The following is a 17,735-nucleotide window of genomic DNA, read 5'->3' on the forward strand; positions in this document are numbered from 1 at the left end:
GAGCTTATGTCAGAATTAACTACCATAGCTCGCCCTTATGCTAAAGCAGCGTTTGATTTTGCCGTTGAACAAAGTACATCTGATAAAAGTGCGGTTGAAAAATGGAATGAAATGTTAGGTTTTCTTGCTTCGTTAGTGAAAAACGAAGCAATGAAAAGTTACTTAACAAGTTCTTTTTCAGCTCAAAAACTAGCAGATACGGTGATCTCAATTTGTGGTGAACAATTAGATCAATATGGGCAAAACTTAGTTCGGTTAATGGCTGAAAATAAGCGTTTAACTGCCCTTCCGCAAGTTTTTAAAGAATTTCAACATTATGTTGAAGAGTATAAGGCTATTGCGGAAGTTAAAGTAACATCGGCTCAACCATTAAGCGCCATGCAACAAGAAAAAATTGCTGCCGCAATGGAAAAAAGATTAGCCCAAAAAGTTAAGTTAAATTGCAACGTTGATAGCTCGCTCATTGCTGGCGTTATCATTCGTACAGAAGATTTTGTGATTGACGGAAGTAGTCGTGGACAACTTGCCCGTTTAGCAAATGAGTTGCAATTATAAGAGGATTAGAAAATGCAACTAAATTCAACTGAAATTAGTGAATTAATAAAAAAACGCATTGCCCAGTTTAATGTAGAAAGTGAAGCACGTAATACGGGTACAATCGTTTCTGTAAGCGATGGTATTATTCGTATTCATGGGTTAAGCGAAGTAATGCAAGGGGAGATGATTGCACTTCCGGGTAATCGTTATGCGATGGCATTAAACTTAGAAAGAGATTCTGTTGGTGCTGTGGTAATGGGACCTTATGCAGATCTTGCTGAAGGAATGGAAGTTCAATGTACTGGTCGTATTCTTGAAGTACCAGTTGGTCGCGGTTTATTAGGTCGAGTTGTAAACACTCTTGGTCAACCAATTGATGGTAAAGGTGAAATTGAAAATGATGGTTTCTCTCCGGTTGAAGTTATCGCCCCAGGTGTAATTGAACGTAAATCCGTTGATCAACCTGTACAAACCGGTTATAAAGCGGTTGACTCAATGGTACCAATCGGTCGTGGTCAACGTGAATTGATTATCGGTGACCGTCAAACCGGTAAAACAGCATTAGCGATTGATGCCATCATTAACCAACGTAACTCAGGTATTAAATGTATCTATGTTGCAATTGGTCAAAAAGCATCAACAATTGCTAATGTAGTACGTAAATTAGAAGAACATGACGCATTAGCTAATACTATTGTGGTTGCGGCGTCTGCGTCTGAATCAGCAGCGTTGCAATATTTAGCGCCTTATGCCGGCTGTGCAATGGGTGAATATTTCCGTGATCGTGGTGAAGATGCATTAATCGTTTATGATGATCTTTCTAAACAAGCGGTTGCTTATCGTCAAATTTCCTTATTATTACGTCGTCCGCCAGGTCGTGAGGCATATCCAGGTGACGTATTCTACTTACACTCACGTTTGCTTGAACGTGCTTCTCGTGTAAATGAAGAATACGTAGAAAAATTCACCAAAGGTGAAGTAAAAGGAAAAACCGGTTCTTTAACTGCTCTTCCAATTATTGAAACTCAAGCGGGTGACGTTTCTGCATTCGTTCCTACTAACGTGATTTCTATTACCGACGGTCAGATTTTCTTAGAATCTAACTTGTTTAACTCAGGTATTCGCCCTGCGGTGAACCCGGGAATTTCTGTTTCTCGTGTAGGTGGTTCTGCACAAACTAAAGTTATTAAGAAACTTGCAGGTGGTATTCGTACTGCACTTGCACAATATCGTGAATTAGCGGCATTTGCTCAGTTTGCTTCAGATCTTGATGATGCAACTCGTAAACAACTTTCTCACGGTGAAAAAGTAACCGAATTGTTGAAACAAAAACAATTTTCTCCGCTTTCTGTTGCTGAGCAAGCAGTAGTGTTATTTGCGGTTGAATTTGGTTATTTAGACGATGTTGAGTTATCTAAAATTGCAAGTTTTGAGACCGCACTTCTAGATTATGCAAATCGTAATTATGCCGAGTTTATGCAAGAGCTTACTAAAACCGGTAACTATAATGATGAAATCAAAGATACATTAAAAGGTATTTTAGATAGTTTCAAAGCTAATAGTGCTTGGTAGTAACGGAGAAATAAGATGGCAGGTGCAAAAGAGATAAAAACCAAAATTGCCAGCGTACAAAGTACGCAGAAAATTACTAAGGCAATGGAAATGGTTGCAACCTCGAAAATGCGTAAAACGCAGGACCGTATGGCGGCATCTCGTCCGTATTCTGAAACTATCCGTAGTGTTATCAGCCATGTGTCTAAAGCAAGTATCGGTTATAAACACCCGTTTTTAGTTGAACGGGATGTAAAAAAAGTTGGTATTTTAGTTATTTCTACTGATCGTGGAATGTGTGGTGGTTTAAACGTGAATTTGTTTAAAACCACACTTAACCAAATTAAAGATTGGAAATCACAAAATGCGACGACTGAGCTTGGCTTGATTGGTTCTAAAGGGATTAGTTTTTTCCGTACCCTTGGTTTTAAGGTAAAAAGCCAACTTTCCGGTTTGGGCGATAACCCTTCTTTAGAAGAATTAATTGGTGTAGCAAATACCATGTTTGATGCTTATCGTAATGGAGAAATTGATGCAATTTATATTGCATATAACAAATTCATTAATACGATGTCGCAAAAACCGGTTGTACAACAATTAGTTCCTTTACCGGAAATGGAAAACGATCACTTAATCGAAAGACAACAGGCATGGGATTATATTTACGAACCTGAACCAAAAGTGTTATTAGACAGCCTTTTAGTTCGTTATTTAGAATCTCAAGTTTATCAAGCGGTTGTAGATAATTTAGCTTCAGAACAAGCGGCTCGAATGGTAGCGATGAAAGCAGCAACAGATAACGCAGGCAATTTAATTAATGACCTGCGGTTGGTGTATAACAAAGCTCGTCAAGCAAGTATCACAAATGAATTAAATGAAATCGTTGCCGGTGCGGCTGCGATTTAATAGAAGAGGAACGGTAATGGCGACAGGTAAAATTGTACAAATCATCGGTGCGGTGATTGACGTCGAATTTCCACAAGATGCAGTACCAAAAGTTTATGATGCATTAAATGTTGAAACAGGTTTGACCCTTGAAGTTCAACAACAATTAGGTGGTGGTGTGGTACGTTGTATCGCATTAGGTGCTTCCGACGGTTTAAAACGTGGTTTGAAAGTAGAAAACACAAACGATCCGATTCAAGTACCGGTAGGTACAAAAACCCTTGGTCGAATTATGAATGTGTTGGGTGACCCAATTGATGAACAAGGTCCGATTGGCGAAGAAGAACGTTGGTCTATTCACCGTTCTGCACCAAGCTACGAAGAACAATCAAACAGTACCGAATTATTAGAAACCGGTATTAAAGTTATCGACTTAATTTGTCCATTCGCAAAAGGGGGTAAAGTTGGTCTATTCGGTGGTGCGGGTGTAGGTAAAACCGTTAACATGATGGAATTAATCCGTAACATCGCGATCGAGCACTCAGGTTACTCCGTATTTGCAGGTGTAGGTGAGCGTACCCGTGAAGGTAACGACTTCTACCACGAAATGAAAGATTCCAACGTATTGGATAAAGTATCTTTGGTTTACGGTCAAATGAATGAGCCACCGGGTAACCGTTTACGTGTAGCATTAACCGGTTTAACTATGGCAGAAAAATTCCGTGATGAAGGTCGTGATGTATTATTCTTCGTGGATAATATCTATCGTTATACCCTTGCTGGTACGGAAGTATCTGCGTTATTAGGTCGTATGCCATCCGCAGTAGGTTACCAACCAACCTTAGCTGAAGAAATGGGTGTGTTACAAGAACGTATTACTTCAACCAAAACAGGTTCTATTACCTCTGTACAAGCGGTTTACGTGCCTGCGGATGACTTAACAGACCCATCTCCGGCAACAACCTTTGCGCACTTAGACTCAACCGTTGTATTGAGCCGTCAAATTGCGTCTTTAGGTATTTATCCTGCGGTTGACCCATTAGATTCTACATCTCGTCAATTAGACCCATTAGTTGTTGGTCAAGAGCATTATGATGTTGCTCGTGGCGTACAAGGTATCTTACAACGTTATAAAGAATTGAAAGATATTATTGCAATTCTTGGTATGGATGAATTATCTGAAGAAGATAAATTGGTTGTAGCGCGTGCGCGTAAGATCGAACGTTTCTTATCACAACCGTTCTTCGTTGCTGAAGTATTTAACGGCACACCAGGTAAATACGTTCCGTTAAAAGAAACCATTCGTGGCTTTAAAGGTATTTTAAACGGCGAATACGATCATGTTCCGGAACAAGCGTTCTACATGGTTGGTTCAATTGACGAAGCGCTAGAAAAAGCCAAAAATATGTAATCACTTCAAGCTGATGCATATCAAACTTGAAGGAGAAAAACATGGCAACATTTAATTTAACAGTCGTAAGTGCAGAACAAAAAATCTTTTCCGGTAATGTGAAAAGTGTTCAAGCAACAGGTATTGAGGGTGAACTCGGTGTTTTACCTGGGCACACCCCTTTATTGACTGCAATCAAGCCAGGTATTGTTAAATTTACTTTAGAAAATGATAGCGAAGAAGTTATCTATGTTTCTGGTGGTTTTTTAGAAGTTCAACCAACGATTGTTACTGTTCTTGCGGATGTCGCAATTCGTGGTCAAGAGCTTGATAGCGAGCGTATTCTTGCTGCTAAGAAACGTGCGGAAGAAAACATTCGTCAACATCACCATGATGCTGATTACGAATTGTTAATGTCTAAACTTTCTAAAGAATTGGCAAAACTTCGTGCTTACGAACTTACAGAGAAGTTAGTGAAATCTAAACGCTAATTTCACCGCACTTTAAAACCTGTATTAAATCTGCATTCTAGAATCGAATTACTTCGTTATTTAGAATGCAGATTTTTTATTTTCACTTAATAACCAGTGTCTGTATCTTTTAATCCGTTTACGATAGAAATACCCGCACTGGCGCCAATGCGAGTTGCGCCGGCATTTATCATGGCTAATGCTGTTTGTGTGTCACGAATACCGCCGGAGGCTTTAACACCAATATTGCCTACAGTTTGTTTCATTAGTGCAACATCTTCTACGGTAGCTCCGCCTTTGTTGAAGCCAGTAGAGGTTTTAACAAAAGCTACTTGTAATGCTTTACAAATTTCACAAGCATGGACAATTTCGTCTTTGGTAAGCAAGCAAGTTTCCAGAATTACTTTTAGTGGTACCCCATGACAGGCATTAAGAACACCTTGAATATCTTCTTTTACAGCTTGCCATTTTCCCGATTTAATCCAGCCAACGTTAATTACCATATCAATTTCATTTGCGCCGGCAGCAATGGCCTGTTCTGTTTCAAACGCTTTTACTGAAGTTAAATTGGCACCTAGCGGAAATCCCACAACGGTACAGATTTTTACGTTGGAATGCGCTAATTTTTGTTTTGCTAAAGGAATGTAGCTTGAATTAATGCATACAGAAAAGAATTGGTGGGCAATAGCTTCCTCACAAAGTTTCAAAATATCTGTTTCGCTCTTTTCCGCTGTTAGTGCAGTGTGATCAATATAATGTGCAATTTGTTTTGCTTCCATTTGTATTTCCTCCTTAGAAAATAATCAGATAATTATAACTAAAATAAGTTTAATGAACGTGATCCATTTAACGTTTCTAAGGTTTTGCTGTAAGTGAGAATAATCTTTGTGCTTTTTATTATGGGTATGAAGAAAAAGAGGGAGAAAGTGCGGTGGGTTTTTACCGTGTTTTTCGTTGCAATATTCCGTTAGAATGTGTTGAGAACAGTGTTTTCGCCTGCGTGGCTATTAAAATGTTATATGAGGTTGTAATGAAAAAATGGTGGCGATATGCCTTGTTTGCTTTATTTGTGTTAGTGGTTGGGGTGTGTTCTCTGCCATGGTGGTTGACGCCCAAACAGGTGGAACAAATGGCTAACCATTTTTTATTGCCTGAATACCGTTTACAGCTTTCAGATCAATGGCTGATGCAAAGTAGTGAACTACAACTTTCTGAATTACAGTTGGCTACCTCAGAATGCACGCTTGCTACGTTACAAAATGTTCGTTTGAATTGGTGGCCGCCTCGTCTTGAGGTGGAAAGTGCGGTACTGGATTATGCTTGTTTTGACTATTTGCCTGTGAGTGAAGAGACAAAAACACCGCCAAAATTGACCGCACTTTTTGACATTATTCCTGATAGTGAATTGGTTGTTGAACATTTACATATTAAAGGGTTGGATGGAACACAACAGCCAATGCTACATCAATTGATTTCTTCCGATAAGTCAGTCTCTGCGCATTATGATGGTGAAAAACTGAAGCTTCATGCAAATGCGAGAACGAATGCAGGATTGCTATTACAACATCATTCTACTCTTGTTCGTCAACATTCCTCCTTTCAATGGCGTGGACAAACAGATTTTCATCCCTCTACCACAGAGAACTATCATTTAAATTTCACATTGCAACTTAATGATGAATTATGGCAGCCACCTTCACAGGGAGACATTATTCTGGATTGGCAGAATTCGCAATGGACGGTAGAAAAAGGACATCTTCAATTTGTTTGGAATGGAGTTGAGGGGAAAATAACAGCCCAAGATTTGACCCGAAACGCGCCCTTGCTTGATATTCCTTTTACTTTTACGGAGAAGGGATTGGATATTTCTTGGGGGACTTTTTATTGGACGTTTGATGGGTATCAGCCGATAAAAGGCTTCTTGGGTTTGGCTGCTCGTAAGCCACAAGAAGGTTGGCTACCTTTAGGCTTAGATTTAAACGTTATATTGCAAACCTTTGGAGAACAAGGCAAAGGGGAAATTGTTATTTCAGGTAAAAATGGTGAGATAGGCGGCGGTGAAAAGAAGAATGCGCTTTTCTTTGATCTGACGACTCGAGGGGATTTACGTTATAACAATACAGTGGCGCAAACGAACTTGAAATATCATATTGGTGGTGACTTTGATTTGCCTTTATTGCGTTTTTACCCCGGCTCTATTTTTAAAATGGATAATTTACAGCCTGACTCAAAAATCCATGTGCGCATACCTTTAGATGATGTTCTAATTGGGCGCTATGGTTTAGAAGGGCGATTGCAAGCAACGTTGCAAGGATTTACACCACAATTTGAACAATTGGATTTGAAATTAGATGGGCTGGCACATGAGTTTATTGCCGGTATTAAAACAATTTTTGAATTGCGTGATGAGCGACAAAAACTTCGTGTAGCTGAATTGCAGGCTGCAAATCGTTGGGATTGGACAATTGAAGGTGATGCGCTGTGGAAATCTTTAAAGACGCTGGTAAATATTAAAGGTATTGGTTTTTGGGAGGGGGATCATATTGAGCTTAACCAACTTTTTGCGCATTCTGGAAAAGTGAGTATTGATGGCGTCAAAATGGCACCTATTTCTTTAGAGCTGAAAGATCGTTTACGTTGGAATTACGAAAAACAACACTTTCGAGGATTGATGCAAGCAAAAACCGACTGGATTGAATTTGCCTATGGTGGACGGTTTGAAAAACCGGTTTTTGGTTTAGGGATTGATGGAAAAAGCATCGATCACTTTAATGCTGCAGGGGATTTAAAAGCGGGTTCGCTTGGTCCGTTAGATTTGTTTGCAACATATGAAAATAATGCGCTTAGCGGAAAAATTAGTTGGAAGGAACAATCTGCGAAAGTTTTCCAATCCTTGTTTCCGCGACAATGGGAATGGATTATCCACCAAGGCAGTATTAAAGGCGAAAGTGATTTTGTTATTAATGGTGGCGGTATTGCCATGACCGGTATATTAAATTTACACCATGGTAAAATCACCATGCCGGATGGTGAAATTGAGGGACTTAATATTTCTTTTCCTTTGAATTATCAAAACCTTAAATTACAGCTTAAATCAAACCAACCGATTAACTTTTCTGTTAAAAATATGAGAATAGGGGTGCTTACAACACATAATGGAACGTTTGATATATTCGGCACTTATCCTTATTCAGAGCATCATCCGTTAACTTTAAGTAAGGTAAAAATAGGTTTGTTTGATGGAGAATTAATAGTAGATAAGTTGAATTTTCCTCAGCGACAAATGGCAGTGCTTTCCTTTAAAAATATTGACTTAGCACAAGTGCTAGAAATGGCGCAGTATAATCAGTTGAGTTTAAACGGGCGGGCAAATGCAACATTTCCTTTTTGGTTGGGACATAAAACGTGTTTGATTTGTAATGGTAAATTGGAGCAAGTAGGTAAATTACACCTTAAAGTGAATGAGAGTGTTGTGGATGGCTTAAAAAAAGGTGGTTGGACAGAAGGTATTTTGGTGGATTTACTTAAAGAATTGGAATTAAACGGTTCTCAGGCTTCCATTGATTTAGCGCCCAATGGGCAAATGACATTACGTGCGACTATCAATGGGTTTAATCCTACTAAGCAAAGCCATCATCCAATAATTTTAAATTATATGCATAGAGAAAATATGTTTGAGTTGTGGGACATGATAGACTACGGCTCGCAATTTGAACAAAAATTACAACATCGACTTTATCGGCAGTTAGAAAAATGAAAAAACATCTGAAAAAATCACCGCACTTTTTTTGCTTATTGCTTTGTTTTGTACTTGTGGCTTGTACCCCAACGATTCAGCTGGATACCCCTAAAGAAGGCATTACTATCAACATGAATGTAGTAGTAGATCATAATATCAGTGTCAAAATGGATGAAAAAACACAAGAGGCAACAGGTGCTAGCGTAAAGTCTTCGGTGAAATAAGGAAATTCCGCATAGGTTCGCGCCGTATTATAAGAAATAAAAAGCCTTTAAAACTTTTGTTTTAAGGGCTTTTTATTTTAGTTTATTAGCTGGGGTAATCGGGAGGTTTCGGAACGCTATAAAAAAAGAGGTTTTTTGGAATTATAAAAAGCGATTTAACCAGAAAATGATGATGGTTAGAAATGCGAAAAAATTGGCAGTCTCCGCGCGTCAGAAACCCTGTGGAGGTGCTATTCCCTCAGGAGTACCTTTCTTTAAGGGTGAATAAATCTGTTTTATCTGCCAACATCACGGTATAAAACGACAACAGAGAAAATCTGCCGTCATCTTGTGCTTTATAGAATTTCGCTAAAAGTTCCGTCAGTTTGTCAGGCTCTATGGTGTTCATGCCTTTTACGCGCGGTTTATCAAATTCCCATTGAATTTCGGCTAAGTTGTTAGTGGCAATTAAGCCACGGTGCAAGGCGTAGCGCATAACATGATTTACGTTGTTCAATATTTTCCTGACGGTCTCTAATTTCCCCGCATGCTCTAATGGCTTGAAGGCATTAATGCCAATAAGCGCCAATATTCTTCACGCTTGGCGCGCACATCAGCAAGGGAAAATTTAGGATAGCTTCCTAAGCCAAATTTATCCCGCTTCTTGGTGTGAGGATGATAGTAACTAAAAAACGATTACTAGTAGCTTATGTAGATTTACAATAAAGCTTTTTAGATATTGGTTTGGTGGGTTGTTTATGTGGATTTATCGGGATGACATGGATTGGCGGAAGATCGTAGGAGTTGAACCTACCCGAGACTGCTGGCAGCCTCAACAGGATTTGAAGTCCTGCCGCTTCACCGGAAACGACGATCTTCCTTTTGGAAATTGGTGCGAACTTTAGCGCAAAAGTCGGGGCGATTCAAGTTGAGTTGAAAAATAATAGCGTGAATTGATTAAATAAAAAGTGCGGTCAGAAAAATGATTAAATTTCTGACCGCACTTTTGGTTTTATCGCTTGAAATTAACGACGTGGTAAATAACGTGTTGGATCCACAGATTTGCCTTTGTAGCGAATTTCAAAGTGAAGTTTTACATCGTTGGTGCCGGTGTTACCCATTTTGGCGATTTGTTGGCCGGCTTTCACTTCTTGCTGATCTTTCACTAAGATGCTGTCGTTATGGGCATAGGCACTGAGGAAATCGTCGTTGTGTTTGATGATGATAAGATTTCCGTAACCGCGGAGTGCATTGCCGGCGTAAACGACACGGCCACCTGCCGCAGCGTTAACGGCTTGACCACGAGAACCGCCAATATCAATCCCTTTATTGCCGCCATCGGAGCTGGAGAAGCCTTGAACGACATTACCACTTGTTGGCCAGCGCCAAGCAATGGTGGAGGCGACCGGTGCATTGTCTTGTGGGATTGGTTGGCTTGCCACAGGTTGGTTTTGAACTTGTACTGGTTGATTTACCGGTGCGGTGTTTACCGGCGGTAAACCACCTGCGGTGGCTTTTACCGGGCCGGTGATAGTGCCATCAGAACCATATTGTGTGCCATTTGCACCCGGCGTGTAAGTAACGGTTGGCTCACTGCTTACCGGTTGTTGAACTGGCGCTTGTGGTTGAGGCGCAACAGCAGGTTGTGTCACGCTTTGAGTACGTCCGTTAGACACTTTCAAGGTTTGCCCTACGCTTAAATTGTAAGGTTCCTTCATATTATTTAAAGCCGCCAATTCTTTCACATCCAAACCGGAAATGTACGCGATAAGGAACATGGTATCGCCTTTGCGCACGGTGTAAGTGTTACCTTTGTAGAAGCCTTTGTTAATTTGGCTGTAATCCGGTGCGTTGGTGGTTGGATTGCGCGGAATCGTGAAATCCTGAGAAGTTTGTTGCGGTTTATTTTGCACTACCGGCGCTGATTGTGGTTTTGGTGCCGGTTGCGGTTGATAAGTTGGTTGGAAATTTGGCTGTGGCGCAGATTGTGCCGGTGCTTGAGGCATTGGCGTATTCATGCTGTTGGGTATGCTACTTTGTTGAATTTGTGGTTCCCAAGTGGCATTCCCGCCCATAGATGGGCTGTCAACCGGCTGCATCATGCCCGGTGATAATGTGCCATCGGCACTTTCTACCGGGGCTGGAGAATCTGAGCTACAAGCTGTAAGAACAGCAAGGGTAATTGGTAAAAGTAAAAAGGATTTTTTCATGGAGGTATTCCTTATTGCATATTTGTTGGCATACGTTGTTGTTGAATTTCTGGCATCCAACTACCGCCTGCGATAGCGCCGGTGCCTTCTACCGGTTGCATAATGCCCGGCGGAAGTGAATTTTCGTCTTTGCGAGCATCATCAGAAGAACAGGCCGCGAGAGTTAATACCATAGACAATAATAAAATTGATTTTTTCATTTTATAACCTTGATTAACGTAAAATAAAATAAGCGACAACAGCTAAAAGCACCACTGACCAACCGATGACTTCAATGGATTTGCGCAGTTTAGCTGCAAATTTCTCGCCGCCCCAAGCCGCTAATTTGGCGACTAATAGAAATCTTGCCGCGCGGGAAATAAACGCGGTGATGACAAAGGGTAAAAATGCCATTTGCATCACGCCGGCACAAATGGTGAAAACCTTGTAAGGAATTGGTGAGAACCCAGCTACAAACACCACTAAAATGCCCCATTTTTCAAACCATTGAATAGCGGTTTGCCAATGTGATTGATATCCCCATTGGTTAATATAATGTTCTACAAAATCAAACGCATAATAACCCAATGCATAACCGATGATACCGCCCAACACGGAAGCAATCGCCGTAAATAAGGCAAATTTCATCGCACTTTGCGGTTTTGACATGGACATTGGGATAAGCATGACATCCGGCGGAATGGGGAAGAAAATTGCCTCAATAAAACTGACAAACGATAACCAAAATGGGGCGAAACGGTGTTTCGACCAAGCCATGGTTTTATCGTACATTGCGCCAAACAAATTCATTTACTTTCCTTATGTTGAAAGACGAAATTATTCACTTTCTAACCAATGTTGTAAAGCCTTCATTGAATGGTGTGCCGTCATATCGACTTGTATTGGTGTGATGGACACATAGCCGTTTTTTACCGCATGAAAATCCGTGCCTTCGCCCTCATATTCCGGCAATCCGCTCAGCCCGATCCAATAAATATCTTCGCCACGGGGGCTTTGTTGTTTAATGACTTCGGCGGAAGAAGAACGGTAACCCAAATGGCAGACTTTAATGCCTTTGAGTTCTTCATAAGGCACATCCGGCACATTAATATTGAGAATTTCGTGTTTGCCCAATAATTGAGAATGTAATTTAGGGACGAGTTCGCATACCACACGGGCTGCCGTTTCAAAATGTTGACGGCCATCAAGAGATACCGCAATAGACGGCAAGCCAAGATGACGCCCTTCAAAGGCGGCGGCCACGGTACCGGAATACAATACGTCATCACCCAAATTTGCGCCGGCGTTAATGCCGGATACTACTAAATCGATGCGTCCGGAAAGAAAACCGTTGAGCGCAATGTGAACGCAATCAGCGGGCGTACCGTTAACGCAATAATCGCCATTTTCCAAATGTAACGGTTGTAATGGTTTCACTAAGGTTAACGAACTTGAGGCGGCACTGCGGTTGCTGTCCGGTGCCACAATGGTGACGTTGGCGATATTGCGTAAGGCGTCTGCCATGGCGCGAATGCCTGGGGCATGAATGCCGTCGTCGTTACTCAATAAAATATTCATATTCTTCCTGTGTTTTAATTTTCTACGTTGACCAGTTCGCGAATAAGCGCAGTGGCATAACTGCCCGCCGGTAAATCAAATTGAAGTCGCAAGCCGTTTGGTTCAAATTGCCATTGGAATTGCTGGGGTTGCATTAATATTGGGCGGCGTGCCGCTTTCATACGTTCTTGGCGCATTAACGCGAATAACGCTTGATGTTGGGCGAAAATTTCATTTTCAAAATCCACCGCACTTTTCTCTTCTTCGCCGATAAGTGGCGCGGTGAGCAAAACATCTTGTTGCACCAAACGTTGTTGTAATTGCGCTAAATCTTCCGATTTATCCACCATAAACCAACTGTGTGAACCGCTCAGTTGCAAAACATCACCGATCAAAATTTGCTGAGCCAAGTCTAATTCCATTCGTTTGGACACGATTAAATTGAAAATTTCGCTGCGTGCGGCGGAAAGATAAAAACTGCGTTTATGACGATCTTTGACTTTAATTTCGCCGTTTGCCCAGCGTAACGCCTGGGTTAAGTTATTGCCATCACGGCCAAAACGTTGTTCGGTGAAATAATTTGGGAAGCCGTTTTTTGCCAGAAAATCTAACCGCACTTTGAGTTCGTCGGTTTCTTCAGCGTTGCGGAGCAAAATCTCAAAATGGTTGCCTTGTAAGCTGCCGATACGAATTTTGCGTTGGTGGCGGGTGACGTCGAGAATTTCTACACCCTCGAGGGAAAATTGACTGAAATCCGGTGTTGGTTGCCCGGGCATTTGCAGACTGAACCATTGCTCGGTAACAGCCTTGCGATCTTTCAAACCGGCGTAGCTCATATTGCGCGCGGAAATGCCGGCAAATTTCGCCAGTTGCTCGCCCACAAACAAGGTGTTGCAATCGGTTTTACGTACTTTTACAGCGACAAATTCGCCATCGCCACTCATGTCGTAGCCGAGTTGTTCTTTCACCACAAAATCTGCACATTCCGCTTTTAAAAGTGCGGTCTGTTTTGGCGGTGTTTTTTGCAAATAGGCTAAATCCATCATGGTTTGCATACCAACAATGCCACGGCTTCGCAGGCAATGCCTTCACCGCGACCGGTAAAGCCCAGTTTTTCCGAGGTGGTGGCTTTGACATTCACTTGTTCGATATCAACGGTTAAATCCTGCGCAATGAGGGCACGCATGGCGTCAATGTGTGGGCGCATTTTTGGCGCTTGGGCGATAATGGTTACATCTACATTGCCTACGACATAGCCTTTTGCCTGTACTTGACGGTACGCCTCGCGCAATAACACGCGGCTGTCTGCGCCTTTGTATTGCATATCCGTGTCAGGGAACAGCTTGCCGATATCGCCCAAAGCGACCGCGCCAAGCAAGGCATCGGTCAGTGCATGGAGCGCCACATCGCCGTCGGAATGGGCGATAAAGCCTTTGTCAAAGGGAATGGTGACGCCGCCGATAATGAGCGGGTTGTCGGTACCGAAAGCATGAACGTCAAAACCATGGCCGATTCGTATCATTTTGTCTTCCTCATTAAATAAAATTCCGCCAACGCCAAATCTTCCGGGCGGGTGACTTTAATATTATCGCTACGTCCCGCCACCAAGTGCGGTTGAAATCCTGCGAGTTCCATGGCAGAGGCTTCGTCAGTCACCGCAAGCTGTTGCTGTTGGGCGTGGATTAACGCATTTCGTAATAACTCTGCGCGGAAAAATTGTGGCGTTTGCGCCAACCAAAGTTGACTGCGATCTTCGGTGTGGGCAATTTGTTGTGAAGGCAGAGCGCGCTTGATGGTATCCGTCGCCGGAATCGCCAAAATTGCGCCGTTATCATCCTCAATTTGAAGTAATTTGTCTAAATCGCCGTGCGTTAAGCAAGGACGTGCCGCATCATGTACCATCACCCAAACATCCGTGCCGGCATTTTGTATTGCTTTTAATCCGTTTAACACCGAATCCGCACGGGTTTCTCCACCTTCGACCAACGTCATTTTGGGGTTTTGTGTCAGATTAAGTTGAGCAATATAAGGATCGTCGGCAGCCACTGCCAACACGATTTGACTGATGTGCGGATAAGAGAGCAGCACGTTTAGGGTGTGCTGCAAAATAGGTTGTCCGTGAATAGGAAGGTATTGTTTCGGTTTGTTCGCCTGCATCCGACTGCCAATGCCGGCCGCCGGCACAACGGCGATAATCTTGCGATTTGAGGTCATTATTTATGTTCTTTGACGATGTGATAGAAAGTTTCGTTTGGTTTCACCATTTCATGCTGTAAACGGGCGCGTTCTTCAATGGCATCCACCCCTTCTTTTAAGTCTTTAATTTCTGCAGCAATGATTTGATTTCGTTGGGAAAGTTTTTCATTTTCCTGTTGATGGATGGCGATTTCTTTGGTGGTGTTTTTATAATCCCAATAGCCGTTTTTGCCGAACCAAAAATCGTATTGGAACAGTACCAAAACCGCGAATAATAAAGAGAGAAATAAGCGCATAAAAAACCGGTAAATCGAATCGAAAAAAATTGCGCCTAGTTTACCTTGAATTGCACCAAAATGCGATATTGCCCGCCCTGCGCCGAATAATTTCTTAAAAATTGAGGTGTATCGTAGTAAGATAAGGCAATTTTTAATAGCCTGTGAGGTGCTCATGAAACCCTATTTAATTGCTCCTTCCATTCTTTCTGCTGACTTAGCGCGTTTGGGTGAAGATGTGGAAAATGTCTTAAAGTGCGGTGGTGATGTCGTTCATTTTGATGTGATGGATAACCATTATGTCCCGAATTTAACTTTCGGGCCTGCCGTGTGCAAAGCCTTACGCAATTATGGTATTACTGCGCCGATTGATGTGCATTTGATGGTGAAACCGGTGGATCGCATTATCCCGGATTTTGCCAAAGCGGGTGCCAGCTACATTACCTTCCACCCGGAATCCTCTGAGCATATCGACCGCACTTTGCAACTTATCCGTGATAACGGCTGTAAATCCGGTTTAGTATTTAACCCGGCAACGCCGTTAAGCTATTTAGATTATGTGATGGACAAAGTGGATATTATTTTATTGATGTCGGTGAATCCGGGCTTTGGCGGACAATCTTTCATTCCGGCAACCTTAGAAAAACTAAAACAGGCAAGAAAACGTATTGATGAGAGCGGATTGGATATTCGTTTAGAAGTGGATGGCGGCGTGAAAGTGAGCAATATTGCAGAAATTGCCCGTGCCGGTGCGGATATGTTCGTTGCTGGTTCGGCGATTTTCGATCAACCGGACTATAAAAAAGTCATTGATGAAATGCGTCAACAGTTAGCCGCAGTAGGAAAATAAGCATGACAGGACAGTTTAAATTAATCGGTTTTGATTTGGATGGCACGTTGGTGGACAGTCTGCCTGATTTGTCGCTATCTGTAAATTCAGCATTAGCAGAATTTGATTTGCCACAAGCGCCTGAAACGTTGGTGCTCACTTGGATTGGCAACGGCGCGCAGATTTTAATTGCTCGCGCATTGGAATGGGCAACGGCACAATCGAGCAAAACCTTGACAGAAGGCCAAACTGCCACATTAAAAGAGCGTTTTAATGTCTTTTACGGCGAAAATATCTGTAACCGCAGCCGTTTATTCCCTCACGTGAAAGAGACTTTGCAGAAACTCAAAGCCAAAGGTTACCGTTTGGCTGTGGTTACCAACAAACCGACCCAACATACCCGCCCTGTGTTAAAGGCTTTCGGCATTGAAGACTTATTCGATGAAGTGTTGGGCGGACAATCTTTACCGGCCATCAAACCTCACCCGGGCCCGCTGTTCTATTTATGCGGCAAATTCGGTTTATACCCGAAACAAGTGCTGTTCGTCGGCGATTCCCGCAACGATATTATTGCTGCCCATAATGCCGGTTGCCCGGTGGTGGGATTAACCTACGGTTACAACTACAATATTCCAATCTCTGAATCCCATCCGGATTGGGTCTTTGAGGATTTCGCGGAGCTATTGACGCTTGTTTGATTGATTCTTCTGAATGGATGGCGCAAACGTCCACGTTTGTGCCTTTATTTAATTTTGGCTACAGCACAAGCGTGGACGCTTGCGCTATCAATAATAAGATTTAAAAATTAAGGATGTAAAAATGACCAAACCTATCGTGTTCAGCGGCGTACAGCCATCAGGTGAATTGACTATCGGTAACTACCTCGGTGCGTTGCGTCAGTGGGTGAAAATGCAGGATGACTACGAATGCCTGTTCTGTATCGTGGATCAACACGCCATCACCGTACGCCAAGATCCGGTGGCATTACGCAAAGCCACCTTGGACGTGTTGGCATTATATTTAGCCTGCGGTATCGACCCGGCAAAATCCACGATTTTCATTCAATCTCATGTGCCGGAACACGCGCAATTGGCTTGGGTGTTAAACTGCTACACATATTTCGGCGAAATGGGTCGTATGACCCAGTTTAAAGACAAATCCGCCCGTTATGCAGAAAACATCAACGTAGGTTTGTTCACTTATCCGGTCTTAATGGCGGCTGATATTTTGCTTTACCAAGCCAACCAAGTACCAGTGGGCGAAGACCAAAAACAACATTTGGAAATCACCCGCGACATCGCGCAACGTTTTAATTCCTTATACGGACCGCACTTTGCTGTGCCGGAAGTGTTTATCCCAAAAGCAGGTGCGCGCGTGATGTCCTTGTTGGAACCGGAAAAGAAAATGTCTAAATCGGACGAAAACCGCAACAACGTTATCGGCTTATTAGAAGACCCGAAAGCGGTTGCGAAGAAAATCAAACGCGCGGTAACCGACTCCGATGAGCCGCCGGTGATTCGTTATGACGTGAAAAATAAAGCGGGCGTGTCCAATCTTCTCGATATTCTCTCTGGCGTGAGCGGCAAAACTATTGCAGAACTTGAGCAGGAATTTGAAGGCAAAATGTATGGTCACTTAAAAGGTGCTGTCGCCGACGAAGTTTCCGCCATGTTGACTACGTTGCAAGCACGTTACCACCATTTCCGCAACAACGAGGAATTACTCCTCCAAATTGCTAAAGACGGTGCGGAAAAAGCCAAAGCACGCGCACAAGAAACGTTAGCGAAAGTGTATGACGCCATTGGGTTTATTGGTGCGAAGTAAGTCATTCCACACAAAAACAAAAGCGGCGTTAAAGCCGCTTTTTTATTTCAAGGGAAAAGCTAAAGGCAAACAAAAAGTGCGGTGAAAATC

At 42.4% G+C, this 17,735-nt stretch carries 19 protein-coding genes, 1 tRNA gene and 2 pseudogenes; 10 read left to right on the plus strand and 12 right to left on the minus strand.

Annotation, left to right across the window (positions count from 1 at the left end):
- Positions 1-6 precede the first annotated feature (6 nt).
- Genes atpH through AC30SH_RS00220 form a run of 5 tightly spaced genes read left to right on the plus strand, consistent with a single transcriptional unit; the run spans position 7 to position 4,854 of the window.
- A complete protein-coding gene (gene atpH / locus AC30SH_RS00200) occupies positions 7-555 on the plus strand; it encodes a F0F1 ATP synthase subunit delta (RefSeq protein ID WP_489581943.1) in 549 nt (182 codons plus the stop codon).
- 12 nt (positions 556-567) lie between these two features.
- Positions 568-2,109 (plus strand): F0F1 ATP synthase subunit alpha, encoded by a 1,542-nt coding sequence (gene atpA, locus AC30SH_RS00205; protein WP_315027788.1) that lies wholly within the window; start codon positions 568-570, stop codon positions 2,107-2,109.
- A 15-nt stretch (positions 2,110-2,124) separates the two neighbouring features.
- Positions 2,125-2,994 carry a F0F1 ATP synthase subunit gamma gene (atpG, locus tag AC30SH_RS00210; protein WP_109859987.1) on the plus strand — a complete coding sequence of 290 codons (870 nt, stop codon included), beginning with the start codon at positions 2,125-2,127 and terminating at the stop codon, positions 2,992-2,994.
- 16 nt (positions 2,995-3,010) lie between these two features.
- Positions 3,011-4,384: a F0F1 ATP synthase subunit beta gene (gene atpD, locus AC30SH_RS00215; protein WP_006719891.1), complete on the plus strand. Its 1,374-nt coding sequence runs from the start codon at positions 3,011-3,013 to the stop codon at positions 4,382-4,384.
- 41 nt (positions 4,385-4,425) lie between these two features.
- Positions 4,426-4,854, plus strand: a complete 429-nt coding sequence (locus AC30SH_RS00220) for a F0F1 ATP synthase subunit epsilon (RefSeq protein ID WP_109083440.1) — start codon at positions 4,426-4,428, stop codon at positions 4,852-4,854.
- 86 nt (positions 4,855-4,940) lie between these two features.
- Here AC30SH_RS00220 and deoC read toward each other — a convergent pair whose 3' ends face one another.
- Positions 4,941-5,612, minus strand: a complete 672-nt coding sequence (gene deoC, locus AC30SH_RS00225; protein WP_212510163.1) for a deoxyribose-phosphate aldolase — start codon at positions 5,610-5,612, stop codon at positions 4,941-4,943.
- A gap of 251 nt (positions 5,613-5,863) precedes the next feature.
- Here deoC and AC30SH_RS00230 point away from each other — a divergent pair, with 251 nt between their 5' ends.
- Positions 5,864-8,590: a YdbH family protein gene (locus tag AC30SH_RS00230; RefSeq protein ID WP_212510162.1), complete on the plus strand. Its 2,727-nt coding sequence runs from the start codon at positions 5,864-5,866 to the stop codon at positions 8,588-8,590.
- Positions 8,587-8,796, plus strand: coding sequence for a YnbE family lipoprotein (locus AC30SH_RS00235; protein ID WP_048749166.1), 210 nt, complete (start codon positions 8,587-8,589; stop codon positions 8,794-8,796). Before AC30SH_RS00230 ends, AC30SH_RS00235 begins: the two co-directional genes overlap by 4 nt.
- A 283-nt stretch (positions 8,797-9,079) precedes the next feature.
- On the opposite strand, the pseudogene AC30SH_RS00240 reads toward AC30SH_RS00235, so the two are convergent.
- From AC30SH_RS00240 to ftsB, 11 genes and pseudogenes are all read right to left on the minus strand, one after another.
- A pseudogene (locus AC30SH_RS00240) lies at positions 9,080-9,367 on the minus strand (phage integrase central domain-containing protein); the annotation flags it as partial.
- Positions 9,328-9,414 (minus strand): annotated as a pseudogene (locus tag AC30SH_RS00245) (hypothetical protein); the annotation flags it as partial. The pseudogenes AC30SH_RS00245 and AC30SH_RS00240, both read right to left, overlap by 40 nt.
- Before the next feature lie 146 nt (positions 9,415-9,560).
- Positions 9,561-9,655, minus strand: a tRNA-Sec gene (locus AC30SH_RS00250).
- Positions 9,656-9,800: 145 nt separating this feature from the next.
- A complete protein-coding gene (nlpD, locus tag AC30SH_RS00255; RefSeq protein WP_212510160.1) occupies positions 9,801-10,985 on the minus strand; it encodes a murein hydrolase activator NlpD in 1,185 nt (394 codons plus the stop codon).
- Between the two features lie 11 nt (positions 10,986-10,996).
- A complete protein-coding gene (locus tag AC30SH_RS00260; protein WP_006719878.1) occupies positions 10,997-11,185 on the minus strand; it encodes a lipoprotein in 189 nt (62 codons plus the stop codon).
- A 13-nt stretch (positions 11,186-11,198) separates the two neighbouring features.
- On the minus strand, positions 11,199-11,774 hold the full coding sequence (locus AC30SH_RS00265; protein WP_212510159.1) for a YqaA family protein: 576 nt from the start codon (positions 11,772-11,774) through the stop codon (positions 11,199-11,201).
- A gap of 27 nt (positions 11,775-11,801) precedes the next feature.
- Complete coding sequence (surE, locus tag AC30SH_RS00270; RefSeq protein WP_212510158.1) at positions 11,802-12,542, minus strand: 5'/3'-nucleotidase SurE; 741 nt, start codon at positions 12,540-12,542, stop codon at positions 11,802-11,804.
- Between the two features lie 14 nt (positions 12,543-12,556).
- A complete protein-coding gene (gene truD, locus AC30SH_RS00275; RefSeq protein WP_489582386.1) occupies positions 12,557-13,567 on the minus strand; it encodes a tRNA pseudouridine(13) synthase TruD in 1,011 nt (336 codons plus the stop codon).
- Positions 13,564-14,043 (minus strand): 2-C-methyl-D-erythritol 2,4-cyclodiphosphate synthase, encoded by a 480-nt coding sequence (ispF, locus tag AC30SH_RS00280; protein ID WP_212510157.1) that lies wholly within the window; start codon positions 14,041-14,043, stop codon positions 13,564-13,566. The genes truD and ispF overlap by 4 nt, the downstream gene beginning before the upstream one ends.
- Complete coding sequence (gene ispD / locus AC30SH_RS00285; RefSeq protein ID WP_314886391.1) at positions 14,040-14,735, minus strand: 2-C-methyl-D-erythritol 4-phosphate cytidylyltransferase; 696 nt, start codon at positions 14,733-14,735, stop codon at positions 14,040-14,042. Before ispD ends, ispF begins: the two co-directional genes overlap by 4 nt.
- Positions 14,735-15,013: a cell division protein FtsB gene (gene ftsB / locus AC30SH_RS00290; protein ID WP_212510155.1), complete on the minus strand. Its 279-nt coding sequence runs from the start codon at positions 15,011-15,013 to the stop codon at positions 14,735-14,737. The genes ispD and ftsB overlap by 1 nt, the downstream gene beginning before the upstream one ends.
- 154 nt (positions 15,014-15,167) lie before the next feature.
- Between ftsB and rpe the strand changes: the two genes are divergently transcribed.
- The 3 genes from rpe (at position 15,168) to trpS (ending at position 17,645) form a co-directional block, all read left to right on the plus strand.
- On the plus strand, positions 15,168-15,842 hold the full coding sequence (gene rpe / locus AC30SH_RS00295; RefSeq protein WP_212510154.1) for a ribulose-phosphate 3-epimerase: 675 nt from the start codon (positions 15,168-15,170) through the stop codon (positions 15,840-15,842).
- Positions 15,843-15,844: 2 nt separating this feature from the next.
- Positions 15,845-16,519, plus strand: coding sequence for a phosphoglycolate phosphatase (locus AC30SH_RS00300; protein ID WP_314886392.1), 675 nt, complete (start codon positions 15,845-15,847; stop codon positions 16,517-16,519).
- A 121-nt stretch (positions 16,520-16,640) separates the two neighbouring features.
- On the plus strand, positions 16,641-17,645 hold the full coding sequence (gene trpS, locus AC30SH_RS00305; protein WP_212510152.1) for a tryptophan--tRNA ligase: 1,005 nt from the start codon (positions 16,641-16,643) through the stop codon (positions 17,643-17,645).
- Positions 17,646-17,735: the final 90 nt, after the last annotated feature.

It is taken from the genome of Aggregatibacter sp. HK296 (genome assembly GCF_980469475.1).

What these genes read in the sequence shown, in the direction of transcription:
- surE (WP_212510158.1), bottom strand. Translation starts at nt 12,542, where the DNA reads ATGAATATTTTATTGAGTAACGACGACGGCATTCATGCCCCAGGCATT.
- AC30SH_RS00230 (WP_212510162.1), top strand. Translation starts at nt 5,864, where the DNA reads ATGAAAAAATGGTGGCGATATGCCTTGTTTGCTTTATTTGTGTTAGTG.
- ispD (WP_314886391.1), bottom strand. Translation starts at nt 14,735, where the DNA reads ATGACCTCAAATCGCAAGATTATCGCCGTTGTGCCGGCGGCCGGCATT.
- atpH (WP_489581943.1), top strand. Translation starts at nt 7, where the DNA reads ATGTCAGAATTAACTACCATAGCTCGCCCTTATGCTAAAGCAGCGTTT.
- atpD (WP_006719891.1), top strand. Translation starts at nt 3,011, where the DNA reads ATGGCGACAGGTAAAATTGTACAAATCATCGGTGCGGTGATTGACGTC.
- trpS (WP_212510152.1), top strand. Translation starts at nt 16,641, where the DNA reads ATGACCAAACCTATCGTGTTCAGCGGCGTACAGCCATCAGGTGAATTG.
- ispF (WP_212510157.1), bottom strand. Translation starts at nt 14,043, where the DNA reads ATGATACGAATCGGCCATGGTTTTGACGTTCATGCTTTCGGTACCGAC.
- AC30SH_RS00260 (WP_006719878.1), bottom strand. Translation starts at nt 11,185, where the DNA reads ATGAAAAAATCAATTTTATTATTGTCTATGGTATTAACTCTCGCGGCC.
- deoC (WP_212510163.1), bottom strand. Translation starts at nt 5,612, where the DNA reads ATGGAAGCAAAACAAATTGCACATTATATTGATCACACTGCACTAACA.
- ftsB (WP_212510155.1), bottom strand. Translation starts at nt 15,013, where the DNA reads ATGCGCTTATTTCTCTCTTTATTATTCGCGGTTTTGGTACTGTTCCAA.
- atpA (WP_315027788.1), top strand. Translation starts at nt 568, where the DNA reads ATGCAACTAAATTCAACTGAAATTAGTGAATTAATAAAAAAACGCATT.
- AC30SH_RS00235 (WP_048749166.1), top strand. Translation starts at nt 8,587, where the DNA reads ATGAAAAAACATCTGAAAAAATCACCGCACTTTTTTTGCTTATTGCTT.
- AC30SH_RS00265 (WP_212510159.1), bottom strand. Translation starts at nt 11,774, where the DNA reads ATGAATTTGTTTGGCGCAATGTACGATAAAACCATGGCTTGGTCGAAA.
- AC30SH_RS00300 (WP_314886392.1), top strand. Translation starts at nt 15,845, where the DNA reads ATGACAGGACAGTTTAAATTAATCGGTTTTGATTTGGATGGCACGTTG.
- truD (WP_489582386.1), bottom strand. Translation starts at nt 13,567, where the DNA reads ATGATGGATTTAGCCTATTTGCAAAAAACACCGCCAAAACAGACCGCA.
- AC30SH_RS00220 (WP_109083440.1), top strand. Translation starts at nt 4,426, where the DNA reads ATGGCAACATTTAATTTAACAGTCGTAAGTGCAGAACAAAAAATCTTT.
- rpe (WP_212510154.1), top strand. Translation starts at nt 15,168, where the DNA reads ATGAAACCCTATTTAATTGCTCCTTCCATTCTTTCTGCTGACTTAGCG.
- nlpD (WP_212510160.1), bottom strand. Translation starts at nt 10,985, where the DNA reads ATGAAAAAATCCTTTTTACTTTTACCAATTACCCTTGCTGTTCTTACA.
- atpG (WP_109859987.1), top strand. Translation starts at nt 2,125, where the DNA reads ATGGCAGGTGCAAAAGAGATAAAAACCAAAATTGCCAGCGTACAAAGT.